The following is a 13,940-nucleotide window of genomic DNA, read 5'->3' on the forward strand; positions in this document are numbered from 1 at the left end:
ACTATGAACACGACTTCCCAGGTTGCCGAACAGCGCTTCGTTCTTGAAAACGTCGTTGGCACCACGGCCGATGGACCGGACAGCGAGATTATCGAAGCGGTACTGGAGGGCGTCGGCCAATTTGCCGCAGGCGAATGGCTCCCCCTGCGCAAGGTCGGCGACGAGGTCGGAGCGACATTGTCGGACAGCGGCGTGCGTCTGCCGACGGGGTATCGCGACGCCTACAAAGCCTATGTCGACGGTGGATGGGGAACAATCGGCGTAGCCGAAGCCTGGGGCGGCCAAGGCCTGCCCTTCAGCATCCAGACCGCGGTGCTAGAGACATTGGGGACCGCGAACCTTGCTTTTGCGCTGTGCCCTACTCTCACGGTCGGTGCCGTAGAAGCACTCGAGCATCATGGCAGCCCTGAGCAGCAGCGCCTGTACCTACCCAAGCTCGCCACCGGCGAATGGACCGGAACGATGAACCTGACCGAGCCGCAGGCCGGCTCCGATGTTGGTGCGCTTCGTTCCCGCGCTGAACCCCGCACCGATGGGACTTGGTCGATCACTGGCACCAAGATTTTCATCTCCTTTGGCGATCACGACCTGACGGACAACATCGTGCATCTGGTGCTGGCACGTACGCCGGATGCGCCCGCCGGGACCAAAGGTATCTCGCTCTTTCTGGTGCCCAAATACCGTCTCGATGCCAGCGGGGCGCCAGGTGAAACGAACGACGTGCGTGTAGTGTCGATCGAACACAAGATGGGGTTGCACGCTTCTCCAACCTGCGTGCTCAGCTTCGGCGATAACGGCGACTGTGTCGGCGAACTCATCGGTCCCATTGGCGGGGGCATGCGGGCCATGTTCACGATGATGAACAACGCCCGATTGAACGTAGGCCTTCAGGGGGTGCAGGTCGCTGAGGCCGCGACGCAGAAGGCCGTGCTGTACGCCCTGGACCGGGTACAGGGTGTCCGCGCAACTGGTGCGGCGCGCATCGTTGAGTTTCCGGACGTGCGGCGCATGCTGCTGCGAATGAAGGCTCAGACGCAGGCGGCTCGCGCGCTCGTCTATTATGCGGCTGGTTTGGTCGATCGAAAGCAGCGCGGTGACCAAGACGCTGCATCGCGCCTGGAGATCCTCACACCTCTAGCCAAGGCGCACGCCACGGACATCGGATGCGAGGTCTCCAGCCTCGGCGTTCAGGTTCATGGCGGCATGGGGTATATAGAGGAAACCGGAGCATCGCAGTTCTTCCGGGATGCACGGATCACGCCGATCTACGAGGGAACGAACGGCATTCAGGCCGCAGACCTCGTTGGCCGAAAGCTGTCGCTCGAAAATGGGGCGGTCATGTCGAGCCTGATCGACGACATTCGCCGGGACGGTCGCTCAGAACACTTGATCACGCTTGCCGAGCAATGTGATGAGCTGAGCCGACGGTTGAGAGGACTTGATGCAGACGATCGTCTTGCAGCGTCTTACCCTTTCCTGACGATGCTCTCTACGGCGGTTGCCGGCTGGCTTATGGAACGACAGATCGACGCAGCTGCAGATGATGCGTTTGGACGCTCCAAGCGGACCATCGCCCGGTTTTATCTGGATCAGATCGTTCCAGAGGCGCTCGGCTTGCGGGCAGCCGCACTGCAGCCTGCCAAAGCGCTTTATGAGCTCGACGCCGACGCACTGGCGGCTTGGTGATGTCTGATACAACTGAAGACCCGTTCGCGGCACCGTCCTGCGATGCTGCGACGGACGTCGCGCAAGATGCGTATGCATATCCGCTTCTTTTGAAGCATCTGCTGGCCTCCGGTCGTGCCCGCCGGTCGGGCGCCGAGATCGTTTATCGCGATCTGCTGCGCTATGATTATCCAGCACTGGTAAAGCGGGTGGCGCGTCTGGCCCATGCCCTGACCAATCTGGGATTGCGCCCCGGCGACACGATTGGAATGCTCGACTGGGATAGCCACCGGTACCTGGAAAGCTATTTTGCTATACCAGGAATGGGAGCCGTCCTTCACATGGTGAACGTCCGGCTCTCACCTGATCAAATTCTCTACACGATCAATCACGCCCGTGATCAGGCGTTGCTGGTGCACGTCGACTTCCTGCCGATGCTGGAAGGCATCTGGGATCAGATTGACGGCGTAAAGTCTGTCATCGTTTTGACCGACGGATACCCAGTGCCGGCAACTCGCATCCCAATTTCAGGTCATTACGAGGAGCTGCTCGAAGCAGCTCAGTCGGAGTACGACTTTCCAGATTTTGACGAGACCACCCGCGCAACGACCTTCTACACGACTGGAACAACCGGTCGACCAAAGGGCGTCTACTTCAGTCACCGGCAGCTCGTTCTTCATACGCTCGCGGCTGCAACGGCTCTCGCAGCCTCACCTGTCCAAGGTCGGGTACACCGTGCAGACGTATACATGCCGATAACGCCTATGTTTCATGTCCATGCCTGGGGCATGCCCTTCGTCGCGACGATGCTGGGACTCAAGCAGGTGTACCCTGGCCGCTATGCGCCTGATGTTCTGCTGCGCCTTCACCAGGAGGAAGGTGTCACGATATCGCACTGTGTGCCCACCATTCTGCAGATGCTTCTCGCCTCCCCGGAAGCGGCCGCCTGCGACCTGTCAGGGTGGAAGATGATCATCGGTGGATCTGCGCTTACCAAAGGTCTTGCCCTTGCCGCGCAGGATCGTGGAATTGATGTGTTCGCGGGCTATGGGATGTCCGAAACCTGCCCGATCCTCACAATTGCGCAACTCACCGCGGAACAATTGCAGGGCTCGTCAACCGTCGAGATTGATGCTCGAACCCGTGCCGGGTCTCCCATTCCGCTGGTCGACCTTAAGGTCGTTAAGGCCGCCACAGAATCCGGATCAATTGACTCTGCTAAAGCAGGAGAAATCGTTGTTCGAGCCCCTTGGCTAACACAGGGATATGTTGGTGACCGAGACAACTCCCAAGCGCTATGGGCGGGTGGTTATCTTCATACCGGCGACGTGGGCGTCCTGCACGATGACGGAGCACTCCAAATCACCGATCGCATCAAAGATGTTATTAAAACAGGTGGTGAATGGATTTCCTCGTTAGAAATTGAGGAGCTAATTCTAACACATCCAGACGTTATATCGGTAGCTGTGATCGGCGTTGCAGATGGCAAGTGGGGAGAACGACCTCTTGCCGTTGCCATAAGCTCATCAGAGGCGGTAAACCACGATTTAGCCGCCTCAATTCGGTCAATTCTTATGACTTGCTGCGACCGTGGGATAATATCACGGTGGGCTATTCCCTCCACAATTATATTCACTAAGGATTTGCCCAAAACTAGCGTAGGTAAGATAGATAAGAAACTACTCCGTCAGCAGTACGGTAATTAGGATTTAGTCTTGATTTTAATATTATAAACATATCGGCAGTCACTTATGCGTAAATTAAAGATTCTGAATGCATGTATAGCGCTCACAAGATGAGCGCTTGCGCAGACCCTAACCTGAGCCCTATGCAGAATGCCTATAACGCTCACGTTGCGGTAGAAAAAGCAACGCAAGATTACGAGAATGCTCGACCTCATGCGATCGCGCTTCTTCCCTACCTCTCACCAAAAGACGCATCTAATTTGCGTAATGCGATGGTAGCGATCGAGCACTACCTTGAGCTCGCACGAGCGGCCACTGACTTTGCACAGCAGGTAGCTGCAATCGAAGAGGCCCGGCAATCACTAACCTTCGTAGAGAATACAAACGACAGGAATCGAACCCCTCGCCCAGGATACTAACGACCCGGATTGCTTCCACTCAAGAACCACCGCTTCGTGGCCCCGGGTTCTTGAGTTCACCCCGATTAAGCTCCCTCGCCTTCTGATTATATGAGTCGAATAATATTAGAACGCTTGGACCAATGGAGATTTCTTATTTACCGCAGTATCAGGACGCCACGAAAGATCGTTATGTTTCGGTTTATCTGTATTTGTTACACTAACTGAATAGGTAGGATGAACCAAAGGCGACTAAACCATCCGTGCGAGATATGGGCGGCCATCGACCGCGGGCCTGCGGCCACGTCCTTGGTTTGACGACAACACTGGACCGATCAGCAATCGCTCGTGATCGGAAGCCTAGTCGGCACGCCCAACGCCGCGTCCGATGGACGGCTCAAAATCAATCGACCAGACGCGCGTCGACTTTCCCACGAAACCTACCCACCGCCCGTTTTGTCCGCGCGGGCATCTCTTGATTTGGGGAATCTGCGTGGCCCAGAGCTTGGCGAACGCGAGACGTTGCCGTTTTGCCTAGGCTACCCTCCTCATGGAACCGTGCTCCTTGAAAAGCGTATAGATATTCGCCATCCGGTTGGATATTGAAATCGTAGGAGCCGTCGAGATAGGTCGGACACGGCTCAATATGCTCTGATTTTTCGATATCGACATGTACAACGGGTTGTTAGGATAGCTAGAGGCCAATGGGTGGCGCGACGATCTATAGTCACGCAGAAAGGCGCTACTCGCCGCGCAAGCTTGTTATCATATATCTTAGATGGCGTAGAACATGGCCGGCCCGCGCCGACAGCGGCCATTCGGATCGGTGGATCAACCACAGCGTGTCCACGACCGCGACACCTTCAACGACACGGATGTGCGTCGCCTTGTCGAACGCCTGACGGGCGTAACGCGGGAGTACGGTGAAGCCCAATCCGCGCGCGACCGGCTCGAGGATCAGACTTATCTGGTTGCTGAAGCCGCGCACGGGCAAGCGGCGCACGCCCGGATTGCCGTCGAACCGCCGCGACAGCAGACGGGTCGCCATCGCCTGGCCGTCCGGGTGATCAATGAACCCGATCCGCTCCAGATCGTGCCAGTCGCGAACCGTCTCGCCTGCGGGAACGATGAGTTCGAGCGGTTCTTCGAGGAACGGCATCGCCGTCAGGCGCGGGTCTTCGCTACGCGTGGTGGCAATACCCAGCTCGGAACGGTTTGACGCGACGGCATCGATGACCTCGCTGTCCGGCGCGAAACGATGGCAGATTACCAGACCGGGCTCGGCGCGTTGCAGATCGAGTAGCAGCGGATAGAGCAGCAATCCTACGCTACCCGGCGTGACGAGGTCTAGCGCGCCGCGCAACGCATCGGTATCCGCCAACCGCGCCGCCAGCCGCTTGTCCGCGGCTTCCAGTTCGCGCGCATACTCGAGCAGCGCGAGGCCGGCAGGCGTCCACTCGAGCCGACGCGAGCGACGGATCACGATGGCACCGAGCCGGGTTTCGAGCTGCCCGACATGCTGGCTGACCGCAGCCTGCGTCAGATCGAGGACCGCAGCGGCGCGCGTGAAGCTGCCGGCCTCGGCCAGCGCCACGGCACTACGGATCCAGAGCGGGTTCAGCATAACCATCATTTATCGATGCCATAAGGACACGCTGGTTTCGCTAATAATCGGCCGCCTCCATCTGGTTCGGACAGCAAGAGGACACGTGATGGTCGCCCCCTACCCCCGCAGTTTTTCGCATATCGGCCTGTCGGTCACCGATCTCGACCAGGCCGTGACGTTCTACACCGACGTGCTCGGCTGGTATCTGATCATGCCGCCGACGACGGTTGCCGAGGACGACAGCGCGATCGGCGTGATGTGCACCGATGTGTTCGGCGCAGGCTGGGGATCGTTCAGGATCGCGCATCTCTCGACGGGCGACCGCGTCGGCGTGGAGATGTTCGAGTTCCGGAATGCGGAAAAGCGCGAGAATAATTTCGAATATTGGAAATCGGGCATCTTTCACTTCTGCGTGCAGGACCCCGACGTCGAAGGTCTCGCCGCCAAAATCGTCGCGGCGGGCGGCAAGCAGCGGATGCCGGTGCGCGAATACTTCCCCGGCGAGAAGCCGTTCCGGATGGTCTATATGGAGGATCCGTTCGGCAACATCCTCGAACTGTACAGCCATAGCTACGAGCTGACCTACTCGGCCGGTGCCTATTCCTGACCGGCGGCCCGCCCGCTTCCCGTACAAGAGAGACGTTCCATGGCAGCGCTTTTCACGCCCTTCACGCTGAAGGACGTCACCCTTCGCAACCGCATCGGCATTCCGCCCATGTGCCAGTATAGCGCCGTCGACGGCGTCACCACCGACTGGCACCTCGCGCACTACACCGGCATGGCGCGGGGCGGCGCGGGGCTGGTGATCGTCGAGGCTACCGCGGTGTCGCCGGAGGGGCGGATCACGCCTGGTTGCACAGGGTTGTGGAACGACGACCAGGTGCCGGGCATGGCGGCGATTGCCAGGGCGATGAAGACGGCGGGCGCGGTCGCGGGCATCCAGATCGGTCATGCCGGCCGCAAGGCGAGCGCCAACAAGCCCTGGGAAGGCGACGACCATATCGCGAACGACGCTCCTGGCGGCTGGCAGACGATTTCGCCATCCGCGATCGCGTTCGGGGGTGGCTTGCCGAAGGTCCCGACCGAGATGTCGCTCGACGATATCGCGCGCGTAAAGGCGGACTTCGTGTCCGCGGCCGAGCGCGCGCGCGACGCCGGGTTCGAATGGCTCGAACTGCATTTCGCGCATGGCTATCTCGCGCAGAGCTTTTTCTCCGTCCACGCCAATACGCGCACCGACCAATATGGCGGCAGCGCGGAGAACCGCGGCCGCTTCCTCCTCGAGACATTGCAGGCGGTGCGCGCGGTGTGGCCGGAAAACCTGCCGCTCACCGCGCGGTTCGGCGTGCTCGAGTTCGACGGCCGCGACGAGGAGACGATCGCCGAAGCGATCGCCCTGGTCCGTCGGTTCAAGGATAACGGCCTCGATTTCCTGAGCGTCAGCATGGGATTCTCGACACCCGATGCGAACATTCCGTGGGGCCCTGCTTTCATGGCGCCGATCGCCGCGCGCGTCCGTGCCGAAACCGGGCTGCCGGTCGGCACGGCATGGGGCATGGACATCCCCGCCGACGCAGAGCGGTCGATCGTCGATGGTCAGCTCGACGTACCGATGATGGCGCGCGCTCATCTCGCCGATCCGCATTATCCGTTCCGCGCCGCGCGCGAACTGGGGGTGCCGAAGGCGTCGTCGGTGTTGCCCGATCAATACGCCTATTGGCTGGCACGCTATCCGGGACCGCAAAACGGCGACCCGATCGATTAATCCCATTCAACGAGACCAAGGACAAAACGCATGAGCGATATCATCTGGCCGGCGGGCTACGTGCCCGGCTTCACCGACAACTTTTGCTCCAACGAGATGATCGTTACCGGCCTTACCGCGGCCGAGATCTGGCCGTTCCTCAACATCCCGACGCGCTGGCCGACCTATTATCCGAACTCGGCCGATGTGCGGTTCCACGACGGCAAGGGCCCCGAGCTCGAGGCGGACGTACGCTTCTTCTTCTCGACCTTCGGCTTTCCAGTCGAAGCGCAGGTCGTCGAGCATGTCGCGCCGGTCGTCGGCCAGCCCGCACGCGTGGCCTGGCACGGCTGGTCCGGCGAAGGCGCGGATCGCCTCGACGTCCACCATGCCTGGCTGATCGAGGACCTGTCGGGTGGCCGCGTGCGTATCCTGACGCAGGAGACCCAGAACGGTGCGCCGGCAAAGGAACTCGCAAAGGCGAACCCCAACCCGATGATCAACGGCCACCAGGACTGGCTTGTCGGACTGGTCGCCGCGGTTCGCGGCGTCACCGGCTGAGCCTGTCAGAAAAGTATCGGCATCGGAATGCTTCCTGGCACAGATGCGAGCTTGATGGGCACGTCGCGTCGGATACCAGCGCTGCATAACGAAGTATCGAGGAACGAGAGATGGTCAGGCGCATGCATGTGACGCTACGGGCGTTGGGCGCAGCAGCGGCGACGTTCGCGCTTGTCGCAGGGGCGCAGCCTGTCGTGGCACGAACTACCACGTCGCTCGCCGCGGTGCCCGCCCAACGCAGCTGCGCATCGCTGGCCAATTTGAATGTGTCGACCATGGATACGGGCAAGGTAACGATTGCCGCCGCAACCGTTACCACCACCACCGCCGGACAATTCTGCGAAGTCCGCGGCACGATCGCCCCAGCGCCCAGCTCGACGATCAATTTTCAGGTTCATTTGCCGCTGACCAAATGGACGCAGCGCTATGTACAGGTCGGCTGCGGCGGCCTTTGCGGGAACGTCAACGTCGCGATCGACAACGCCAGCGGCTGCGCGCCTGCGCTGAACGGCGAATTCGTCGTCGCCGCCAACGACATGGGCGCAAAAGTACCGGAGGGCGGCCCAATGGGCAGCTTCGCGACCGATCCTGAGAAGCGCATCGATTTCGCCTACCGCGGCAACCACGTCACGGCGCTCGTCGCGAAGTCGCTCATCCGCGCCTTCTACGGCCGACAGCAACGCTACGCCTACTTCACCGGTTGCTCGGACGGCGGGCGCGAAGGATTGATGGAAGCGCAGCGTTACCCCGACGATTTCGACGGCGTGTCCGCAGGCGCGCCTGCAATGAACTTCCAGGTACAAAACAGCTTCTACCATGCATGGATGGCGTCGGCGAACCTCGACGCGGCGGGCAAGCCAATCCTGCTCGCCGCCAAGATACCGGTGCTTCATACTGCGGTGCTGGCGCATTGCGACGCGATGGATGGGCTGAAGGACGGGCTGCTGTCGGATCCCCGCGCCTGCCGGGTGGATACCGATTGGGTTGCCTGCAAGCCCGGCGCCACTGCTACCGATGCCTGCCTGACCGCGCGCGAAGCGGCGATCGTCCGTCGCATCTATGACGGCCCACGCGCGCCGGATGGTCGCAGCTTTCTCGTTGGCGGTCCGCAGCCCGGGTCCGAGCTGCAATGGGACTTTATTCCTGCCAATGCCACCGATCGGTCGATGAGCGCGATGCTGGGCGCAGCGATGCGGCGCTACATGATCTTCCCGCAATCGCCTGCCCCCAATGCAATGGTCGACGACTTCTCGTTCGATGCCAGGACCTTTGCTGAGGTGACGAAGCTGCACGGACTGAACGATGCCACCAATCCGGATCTGCGTCCCTTCGCGCAGCACGGTGGGCGGGTGATCTTGTGGCATGGCTGGTCGGACACCTCGATTTCCCCGATGACATCGATAGCGTATTACAAAGCGGTGCAGCAATTGATGGGCGCGCAGTCCGCAGATGCCACGCTGCGATTGTTCATGCTTCCCGGCACGGGCCATTGCGGCGGTGGTGACGGCTTTGCGCAGGTCGATACGCTGACTCCGCTGATGGCATGGGTCGAAGCTGGTCATGCGCCGGCGCAGCTGACCGCCGACAAAGTGGCCGACCTTGCCAAAGGTCCCCGGGGCGGGTTGCCGGGGGCCGACCAGTCGGGAAAGCAGTTACCGCTCCCCAGCCCTGCGACCACCGTCCTGGCCAGACGCTCGATCTACCCCTTCCCCGCCATTCCACGCCCGGGAAGCAGCGATAGCGTTGCGGGGAAAAGCGTCGTCATCGAACAGCCCGTGATCGACTGGTACGGTGCCGACCTGTTTCGACCGGGGTTTCAGCGCGCTTACAGCGTTCGCGATAATGCGCTCGTCGCCGACCGCTGATAAAAGGGATCATATACCACGGACGCTCGAAAGAGACTTAGACGACGATGCGACTAGCTCTGCTTCTTCCAGTAGAACCCGGAGGTCGTCATTGCGCAACCCGTACCCGCCTCCCGATATCAGACATTCATGCGGTGTCGACTGTTGCGCGTGAAAGCATAAATGCCCCGCTAGGTCAGCGCCTTCGATCGGTCACGGTCGACCACCCAAGGCCCAGCGCCTTATTCACGGCGATATAGCTAAGCGTAAGTTGCGCGCGGGCCTGTTCGGCGGCGATCGAAGCCGACAGACGTTGGCGTTCGATGTCGAGTTGGTCGCTCGTCGAGCTCGTACCTGCCTCCACTCGCTGGGCATTGAGCGCCACCGAACGCATGGCCGTTGCCTCGACACGACCTAATTGCCCTAGTTGCGCGCGCGTATTGCCAAAGCGGGAAAGCGCGTTCTCGGCATCCTGCAGCGCTGCCAGCACGGTCCGGCGATAAGTCGCCTCGGCGCCATCGCGGTCCGCCTTCGACGCGTTGGTCGCGGCCCGGTTCTTGCCGAAATCAAGGAACGACCAGCTCAGCGATGGTGCAAGCAGCGTGGTCAGGTTGCCGGTGTCCAACACGTCCCCCGGGCTGGTACCCCCAAGCCCGAGAATACCAAGGAAGCGAATACCTGGGAGTTCTTTCGCCTTGTTCACACCGACCGCAGCGGTGCTCGCCGCAAGCTGGCGCTCGACTGAGCGAACGTCAGGCCTGTTGGCAATCAATGCGGCCGGATCGCCGATCGTAACCCGCGCCGGCGGCAGTGGAACGGCCACTACCGTGGAGAGCGTCGCGTCGAGCGCGCCTGGTGTGCGGCCGGTAAGCACCGCCATCTGGTTCAGATACTCGTCGCGCTGGCTGCCGAGCGGGATCGCGTCGGCCTGCGTGCTTTCCAGCTGACTCCGCAACCGGTCGACGTCGAGCAGTGATGCCGTGCCGCCGTTGTAGCGCTGCTGCGCCAAGGCCACCTGACGTTTCTGCAAGGCGGTCGCTGCGACGTTGAGGCGGATCCGCGCTTGGACGTCGCGCAGATTGACATAGGCCTGGGCGACCTGCGCCGACAGCGAGACCTGAGCGTCAGCCAGATCGGCGATACGGGCATCGATCGTCGCGCGCGACTGCTCAACGCGGCGCCGGGTGCCGCCGAACATATCTAGTTCCCAGGACGCGTTGAGGCCGAGATTGTAGAAATCGACGCTACTTGATCCGCCGAACGCGGTAGCGTCCGAACTGCCGGTATCGGTCGTGGTGGTCTGGCCAATACCGACGCCAGGAAGTTTTGCGTGGATATAAGTCGCGTTCGCGCTGACGCTGGGCAATTGCGACGTGCGTTGCTGAGTCAGTTGCGCCTGTGCGGACCGGATGCGAGCAGCGGCTTCGTCGATTGAGGGACTGTGCGCCAGAGCGTCGTCGACCAGCGCGGTCAGCGTCGGATCAGCAAGCATCTCCCACCAGCGCGCAAGACCCGGTGCCGGGACTAGGGCCGTATCGCGGGCGCGGACAAAGGTTCCGCGTGTCGCCGCATCCGCCGCAACGGCGGGGGGGGCCTTATAGTCTGGGCCGACCATACAGCCCGCCAGCGCTGCAGACACGAGGAGAGCAACGTAAAATCGCATCAGTGCACCATCGCCGGTTCGGCGTCCTTTGGCAGCGGCTTAAGGAACAGCACGAGCGGCAACACGGCCAACGTGCCGACGCCCATGATCCAGAAGATATCGTTATAGGTCATCACCAGCGCCTGCCCCTGAATCTGCTGGCTGATGACCCGGAGCGCTGTCGGCACGCCGCCGAATTCGCGTGACAACCCCTCGACGGAAGTCTGCACCGCCACGCTGTTAGCGTTCAGTGATTCCTCGATCCGGCGCGAATGCAACCACATCCGCTGATCCTGCAAGATCGAAATGCCTGCAAGCGCGAAGCTGCCGCCCAGGTTGCGCATCGCATTAAACAGCCCGGATGCGTCGCCGGCATCGTCGGGCGGCACCGATCGCACCACCGCCTGGCTGAGGAACAGCATGCCGAGTATCTGCCCGACGCCGCGCATCAACTGGCTGACCGTGAAGTCACCGCCGGCCGAGGCCTGGCTGAGGTTCGCATCCATCAGCGCGGAGATGCCCATGATCGCGAGCCCAGCGGCAACCGCCAGGCGAATGTCGACTCGCCGTAGCATCAACGGGACGATCGCCATCATGAAGAGGCTGGGCACGCCCGACAGCAACACGACCTTACCCGATTGGAGCGCGTTATAGTCGGCGATCGATGAGAGGAATTGAGGGATGGCGTAGGCAGTGCCGTACAGGACAACGCCGAGCACGACGCCCATCAATGCGACGGATCCGAATTGCCGGTCGAGCAGCAGCTTCAGCTTGATGATCGGGCGCCTCGCGGTCGCCTGTCCCCAGAACAGCAGTGCAAAACCGACCAGCATCGTCGCGAACATAACCCGGATAAGGTTGGAATCGAACCATTGCTCACGCTGACCGTCTTCGAGGAACACGGTGAGGCCGCCCAGCCCGAGCGCGAGGCCAGCAATACCCTTCCAGTCCGCCTGCCCGAACAGATGCAGCTTGGGCTTCTCGTGCGGCAAGCCGAGCAAGAGAAGAGTGACGAGTACGGCACAGATCGGCACGTTGATGAAAAAGGCATAATGCCAGCTGACGTTCTCGGTCAGCCAGCCGCCAATCAGCGGCCCCAGCACCGGCCCCAGAATCGCGGTCGCACCGAACGCCGCGATGCCTACCGGCTGTTGCGCGCGCGGCAGGCGCTGGGCGATTATGACCTGCGCAGTCGGGATCATAGCACCGCCGGTGAACCCTTGCCCGACCCGCCCGAACACCATCATGCCAAGCGTCGTGGATACCCCACAGACGACCGAAAAGGCTGTGAACAGACCGGCGGCGATCAAGAGGAACGTGCGCAGGCCGAGCATCCGCTCCAGCCACGCAGCCATCGGAATGATGATGATCTCCGACACCAGATAGGCGGTGGCGATCCACGTTCCCTCGGTACCGCTCGCGCCGATCTCGCCTTGAATCGTCGGCAGCGACGAATTGACGATCGAAATGTCGAGCGTCGCCATGAACGCGCCGAGCGTACCCGCCGCGACAGCAAGCCATGCCGATGCATCTGCACGCTCGTCCGACCGCGACGCCGCACCTGTTGCGTAAGACGCGCCGCCGGCCACGTCAGCGACCCTCGCGGTTGACGTGCTTCTGCTGATCGCGAATACGGTCGAGTTCGCCCTTGGCACCGATCGTATCGACCGTCACGACGACCGACAGGCCAGGTACGAGCAGTTGTCGTGCCGCGGGCGTCGTCTCGATTGAGATGCGCACCGGCACGCGCTGCGTGATCTTGGTGAAATTACCGGTCGCGTTCTGCGGCGGCAACAGTGAGAATTGGGCGCCAGTGCCCGGGGAAACGCTTTCCACGTGGCCCTTCAGCGCGATCCCGTCGAGCGCGTCGACGTCGATCGACGCCGGCTGGCCCGGCCGCATCAGAGCAAGCTGGGTCTCCTTAAAATTGGCCGTGATATATATCCGGTCGAGCGGCACTATCGACATCAGCCGCGTTCCCGCCTGGACATATTGCCCAACCGTAACGGTCTTGTCGCCGATCCGGCCTGCCGTGGCTGCGCGGATCAGCGTCGCGCGGACATCGACGTTAGCGGAGGCAAGTTGCGCGCGTGCCGCCTGTCCCTGTGCCACCCCCTGACGGACTTGCGACTGGAACGACGCAATGCGGCGTTGTTGCATTGTCAGCGCCGCGGCCTGTGACCGCACGTCCTCCGCAGATTGCCGCGCAGCCGCCTCCAGTTGCGCAAGTTGCTGCTTGGTCTCGGCACCGGATGCCGCCAGCGGGCGATAGCGCGCAACTTCTCCCGCGTCATACGCAGCCTTTGCGCGGGCGGAGGCGAGTTGCGCTCGCGCCTGCTCGATCGTCGCATATTGTTCCTGGATCTGGGCTTGTGCGTTGTCCGCCTGTGCCGCGGCGACGGCGATCTGCGCGTTGGCCTGTGCCGCCTGCGCTTGGGAATTGCGGGGGTCGATCCGGGCGAGCGGCTGTCCTGCGCGAACGTCCTGATGGTCGCGGACAAGCACCTCGGCAACGTACCCCGCGACCCGCGGCGAAACCGTCACCATATCTACGGCGACCTGCGCATCGTTGGTTTCCTGCAGGTATTTCCCTCGCGTTTCGTGCCGAACATACCAGACGGCGACAGCGGCGACGGCTGCCAAGCTTAGCACGACCAAGATGATTTTCGCGCGCAAGCTCAAGCGTTTCTTGGCGGGCTTTCCATCCCGCGTTTGGGCGTCGTCGGCATTGTCCATCGCGTCCTGTTCGCGATGCGCTTCTTCATCCTGGGTCACGGTCCGCCTCGTCGCTTGTC

The 13,940-nt window shown here is 61.6% G+C and carries 11 protein-coding genes; 7 read left to right on the top strand and 4 right to left on the bottom strand.

The features are described 5' to 3' along the window. The first annotated feature begins 3 nt into the window (after positions 1–3). The 3 genes from C8J46_RS15230 (at position 4) to C8J46_RS20890 (ending at position 3,769) form a co-directional block, all read left to right on the top strand. A complete protein-coding gene (locus C8J46_RS15230; protein ID WP_132741036.1) occupies positions 4–1,686 on the top strand; it encodes an acyl-CoA dehydrogenase in 1,683 nt (560 codons plus the stop codon). After that, complete coding sequence (locus C8J46_RS15235) at positions 1,686–3,371, top strand: fatty acid--CoA ligase (RefSeq protein ID WP_132741039.1); 1,686 nt, start codon at positions 1,686–1,688, stop codon at positions 3,369–3,371. Before C8J46_RS15230 ends, C8J46_RS15235 begins: the two co-directional genes overlap by 1 nt. 122 nt (positions 3,372–3,493) lie before the next feature. Further along, positions 3,494–3,769 (top strand): hypothetical protein, encoded by a 276-nt coding sequence (locus C8J46_RS20890; RefSeq protein WP_165886576.1) that lies wholly within the window; start codon positions 3,494–3,496, stop codon positions 3,767–3,769. 721 nt (positions 3,770–4,490) lie between these two features. Here C8J46_RS20890 and C8J46_RS15240 read toward each other — a convergent pair. Then, on the bottom strand, positions 4,491–5,381 hold the full coding sequence (locus tag C8J46_RS15240) for a LysR family transcriptional regulator (RefSeq protein ID WP_207894197.1): 891 nt from the start codon (positions 5,379–5,381) through the stop codon (positions 4,491–4,493). Positions 5,382–5,460: 79 nt separating this feature from the next. Here C8J46_RS15240 and C8J46_RS15245 point away from each other — a divergent pair, with 79 nt between their 5' ends. The 4 genes from C8J46_RS15245 (at position 5,461) to C8J46_RS15260 (ending at position 9,524) form a co-directional block, all read left to right on the top strand. Beyond that, a complete protein-coding gene (locus tag C8J46_RS15245) occupies positions 5,461–5,961 on the top strand; it encodes a lactoylglutathione lyase family protein (RefSeq protein WP_132741042.1) in 501 nt (166 codons plus the stop codon). 39 nt (positions 5,962–6,000) lie between these two features. Next, a complete protein-coding gene (locus tag C8J46_RS15250) occupies positions 6,001–7,119 on the top strand; it encodes an NADH:flavin oxidoreductase/NADH oxidase (RefSeq protein WP_132741045.1) in 1,119 nt (372 codons plus the stop codon). Positions 7,120–7,149: 30 nt separating this feature from the next. Further along, positions 7,150–7,659, top strand: a complete 510-nt coding sequence (locus tag C8J46_RS15255; protein ID WP_132741048.1) for an SRPBCC domain-containing protein — start codon at positions 7,150–7,152, stop codon at positions 7,657–7,659. A 110-nt stretch (positions 7,660–7,769) separates the two neighbouring features. Next, positions 7,770–9,524, top strand: coding sequence for a tannase/feruloyl esterase family alpha/beta hydrolase (locus C8J46_RS15260; protein WP_132741051.1), 1,755 nt, complete (start codon positions 7,770–7,772; stop codon positions 9,522–9,524). Between the two features lie 175 nt (positions 9,525–9,699). Here C8J46_RS15260 and C8J46_RS15265 read toward each other — a convergent pair whose 3' ends face one another. The 3 genes from C8J46_RS15265 to C8J46_RS15275 are packed head-to-tail and all read right to left on the bottom strand — an operon-like array spanning position 9,700 to position 13,920. Continuing rightward, complete coding sequence (locus tag C8J46_RS15265) at positions 9,700–11,166, bottom strand: efflux transporter outer membrane subunit (RefSeq protein WP_132741054.1); 1,467 nt, start codon at positions 11,164–11,166, stop codon at positions 9,700–9,702. Continuing rightward, complete coding sequence (locus C8J46_RS15270) at positions 11,166–12,734, bottom strand: MDR family MFS transporter (protein ID WP_243643429.1); 1,569 nt, start codon at positions 12,732–12,734, stop codon at positions 11,166–11,168. The genes C8J46_RS15265 and C8J46_RS15270 overlap by 1 nt, the downstream gene beginning before the upstream one ends. A 1-nt stretch (position 12,735) precedes the next feature. After that, complete coding sequence (locus tag C8J46_RS15275) at positions 12,736–13,920, bottom strand: HlyD family secretion protein (RefSeq protein ID WP_347812384.1); 1,185 nt, start codon at positions 13,918–13,920, stop codon at positions 12,736–12,738. Between the last annotated feature and the right edge of the window lie 20 nt (positions 13,921–13,940).

Source organism: Sphingomonas sp. PP-F2F-A104-K0414 (assembly GCF_004340945.1).
Taxonomy (GTDB): Bacteria; Pseudomonadota; Alphaproteobacteria; order Sphingomonadales; family Sphingomonadaceae; genus Sphingomonas.

Bases quoted from the DNA above. Each gene is read 5' to 3' on its own strand.
- C8J46_RS15230 (WP_132741036.1), top strand. From the start codon at position 4: ATGAACACGACTTCCCAGGTTGCCGAACAGCGCTTCGTTCTTGAAAAC.
- C8J46_RS15235 (WP_132741039.1), top strand. From the start codon at position 1,686: ATGTCTGATACAACTGAAGACCCGTTCGCGGCACCGTCCTGCGATGCT.
- C8J46_RS20890 (WP_165886576.1), top strand. From the start codon at position 3,494: ATGCAGAATGCCTATAACGCTCACGTTGCGGTAGAAAAAGCAACGCAA.
- C8J46_RS15240 (WP_207894197.1), bottom strand. From the start codon at position 5,381: ATGATGGTTATGCTGAACCCGCTCTGGATCCGTAGTGCCGTGGCGCTG.
- C8J46_RS15245 (WP_132741042.1), top strand. From the start codon at position 5,461: ATGGTCGCCCCCTACCCCCGCAGTTTTTCGCATATCGGCCTGTCGGTC.
- C8J46_RS15250 (WP_132741045.1), top strand. From the start codon at position 6,001: ATGGCAGCGCTTTTCACGCCCTTCACGCTGAAGGACGTCACCCTTCGC.
- C8J46_RS15255 (WP_132741048.1), top strand. From the start codon at position 7,150: ATGAGCGATATCATCTGGCCGGCGGGCTACGTGCCCGGCTTCACCGAC.
- C8J46_RS15260 (WP_132741051.1), top strand. From the start codon at position 7,770: ATGGTCAGGCGCATGCATGTGACGCTACGGGCGTTGGGCGCAGCAGCG.
- C8J46_RS15265 (WP_132741054.1), bottom strand. From the start codon at position 11,166: ATGCGATTTTACGTTGCTCTCCTCGTGTCTGCAGCGCTGGCGGGCTGT.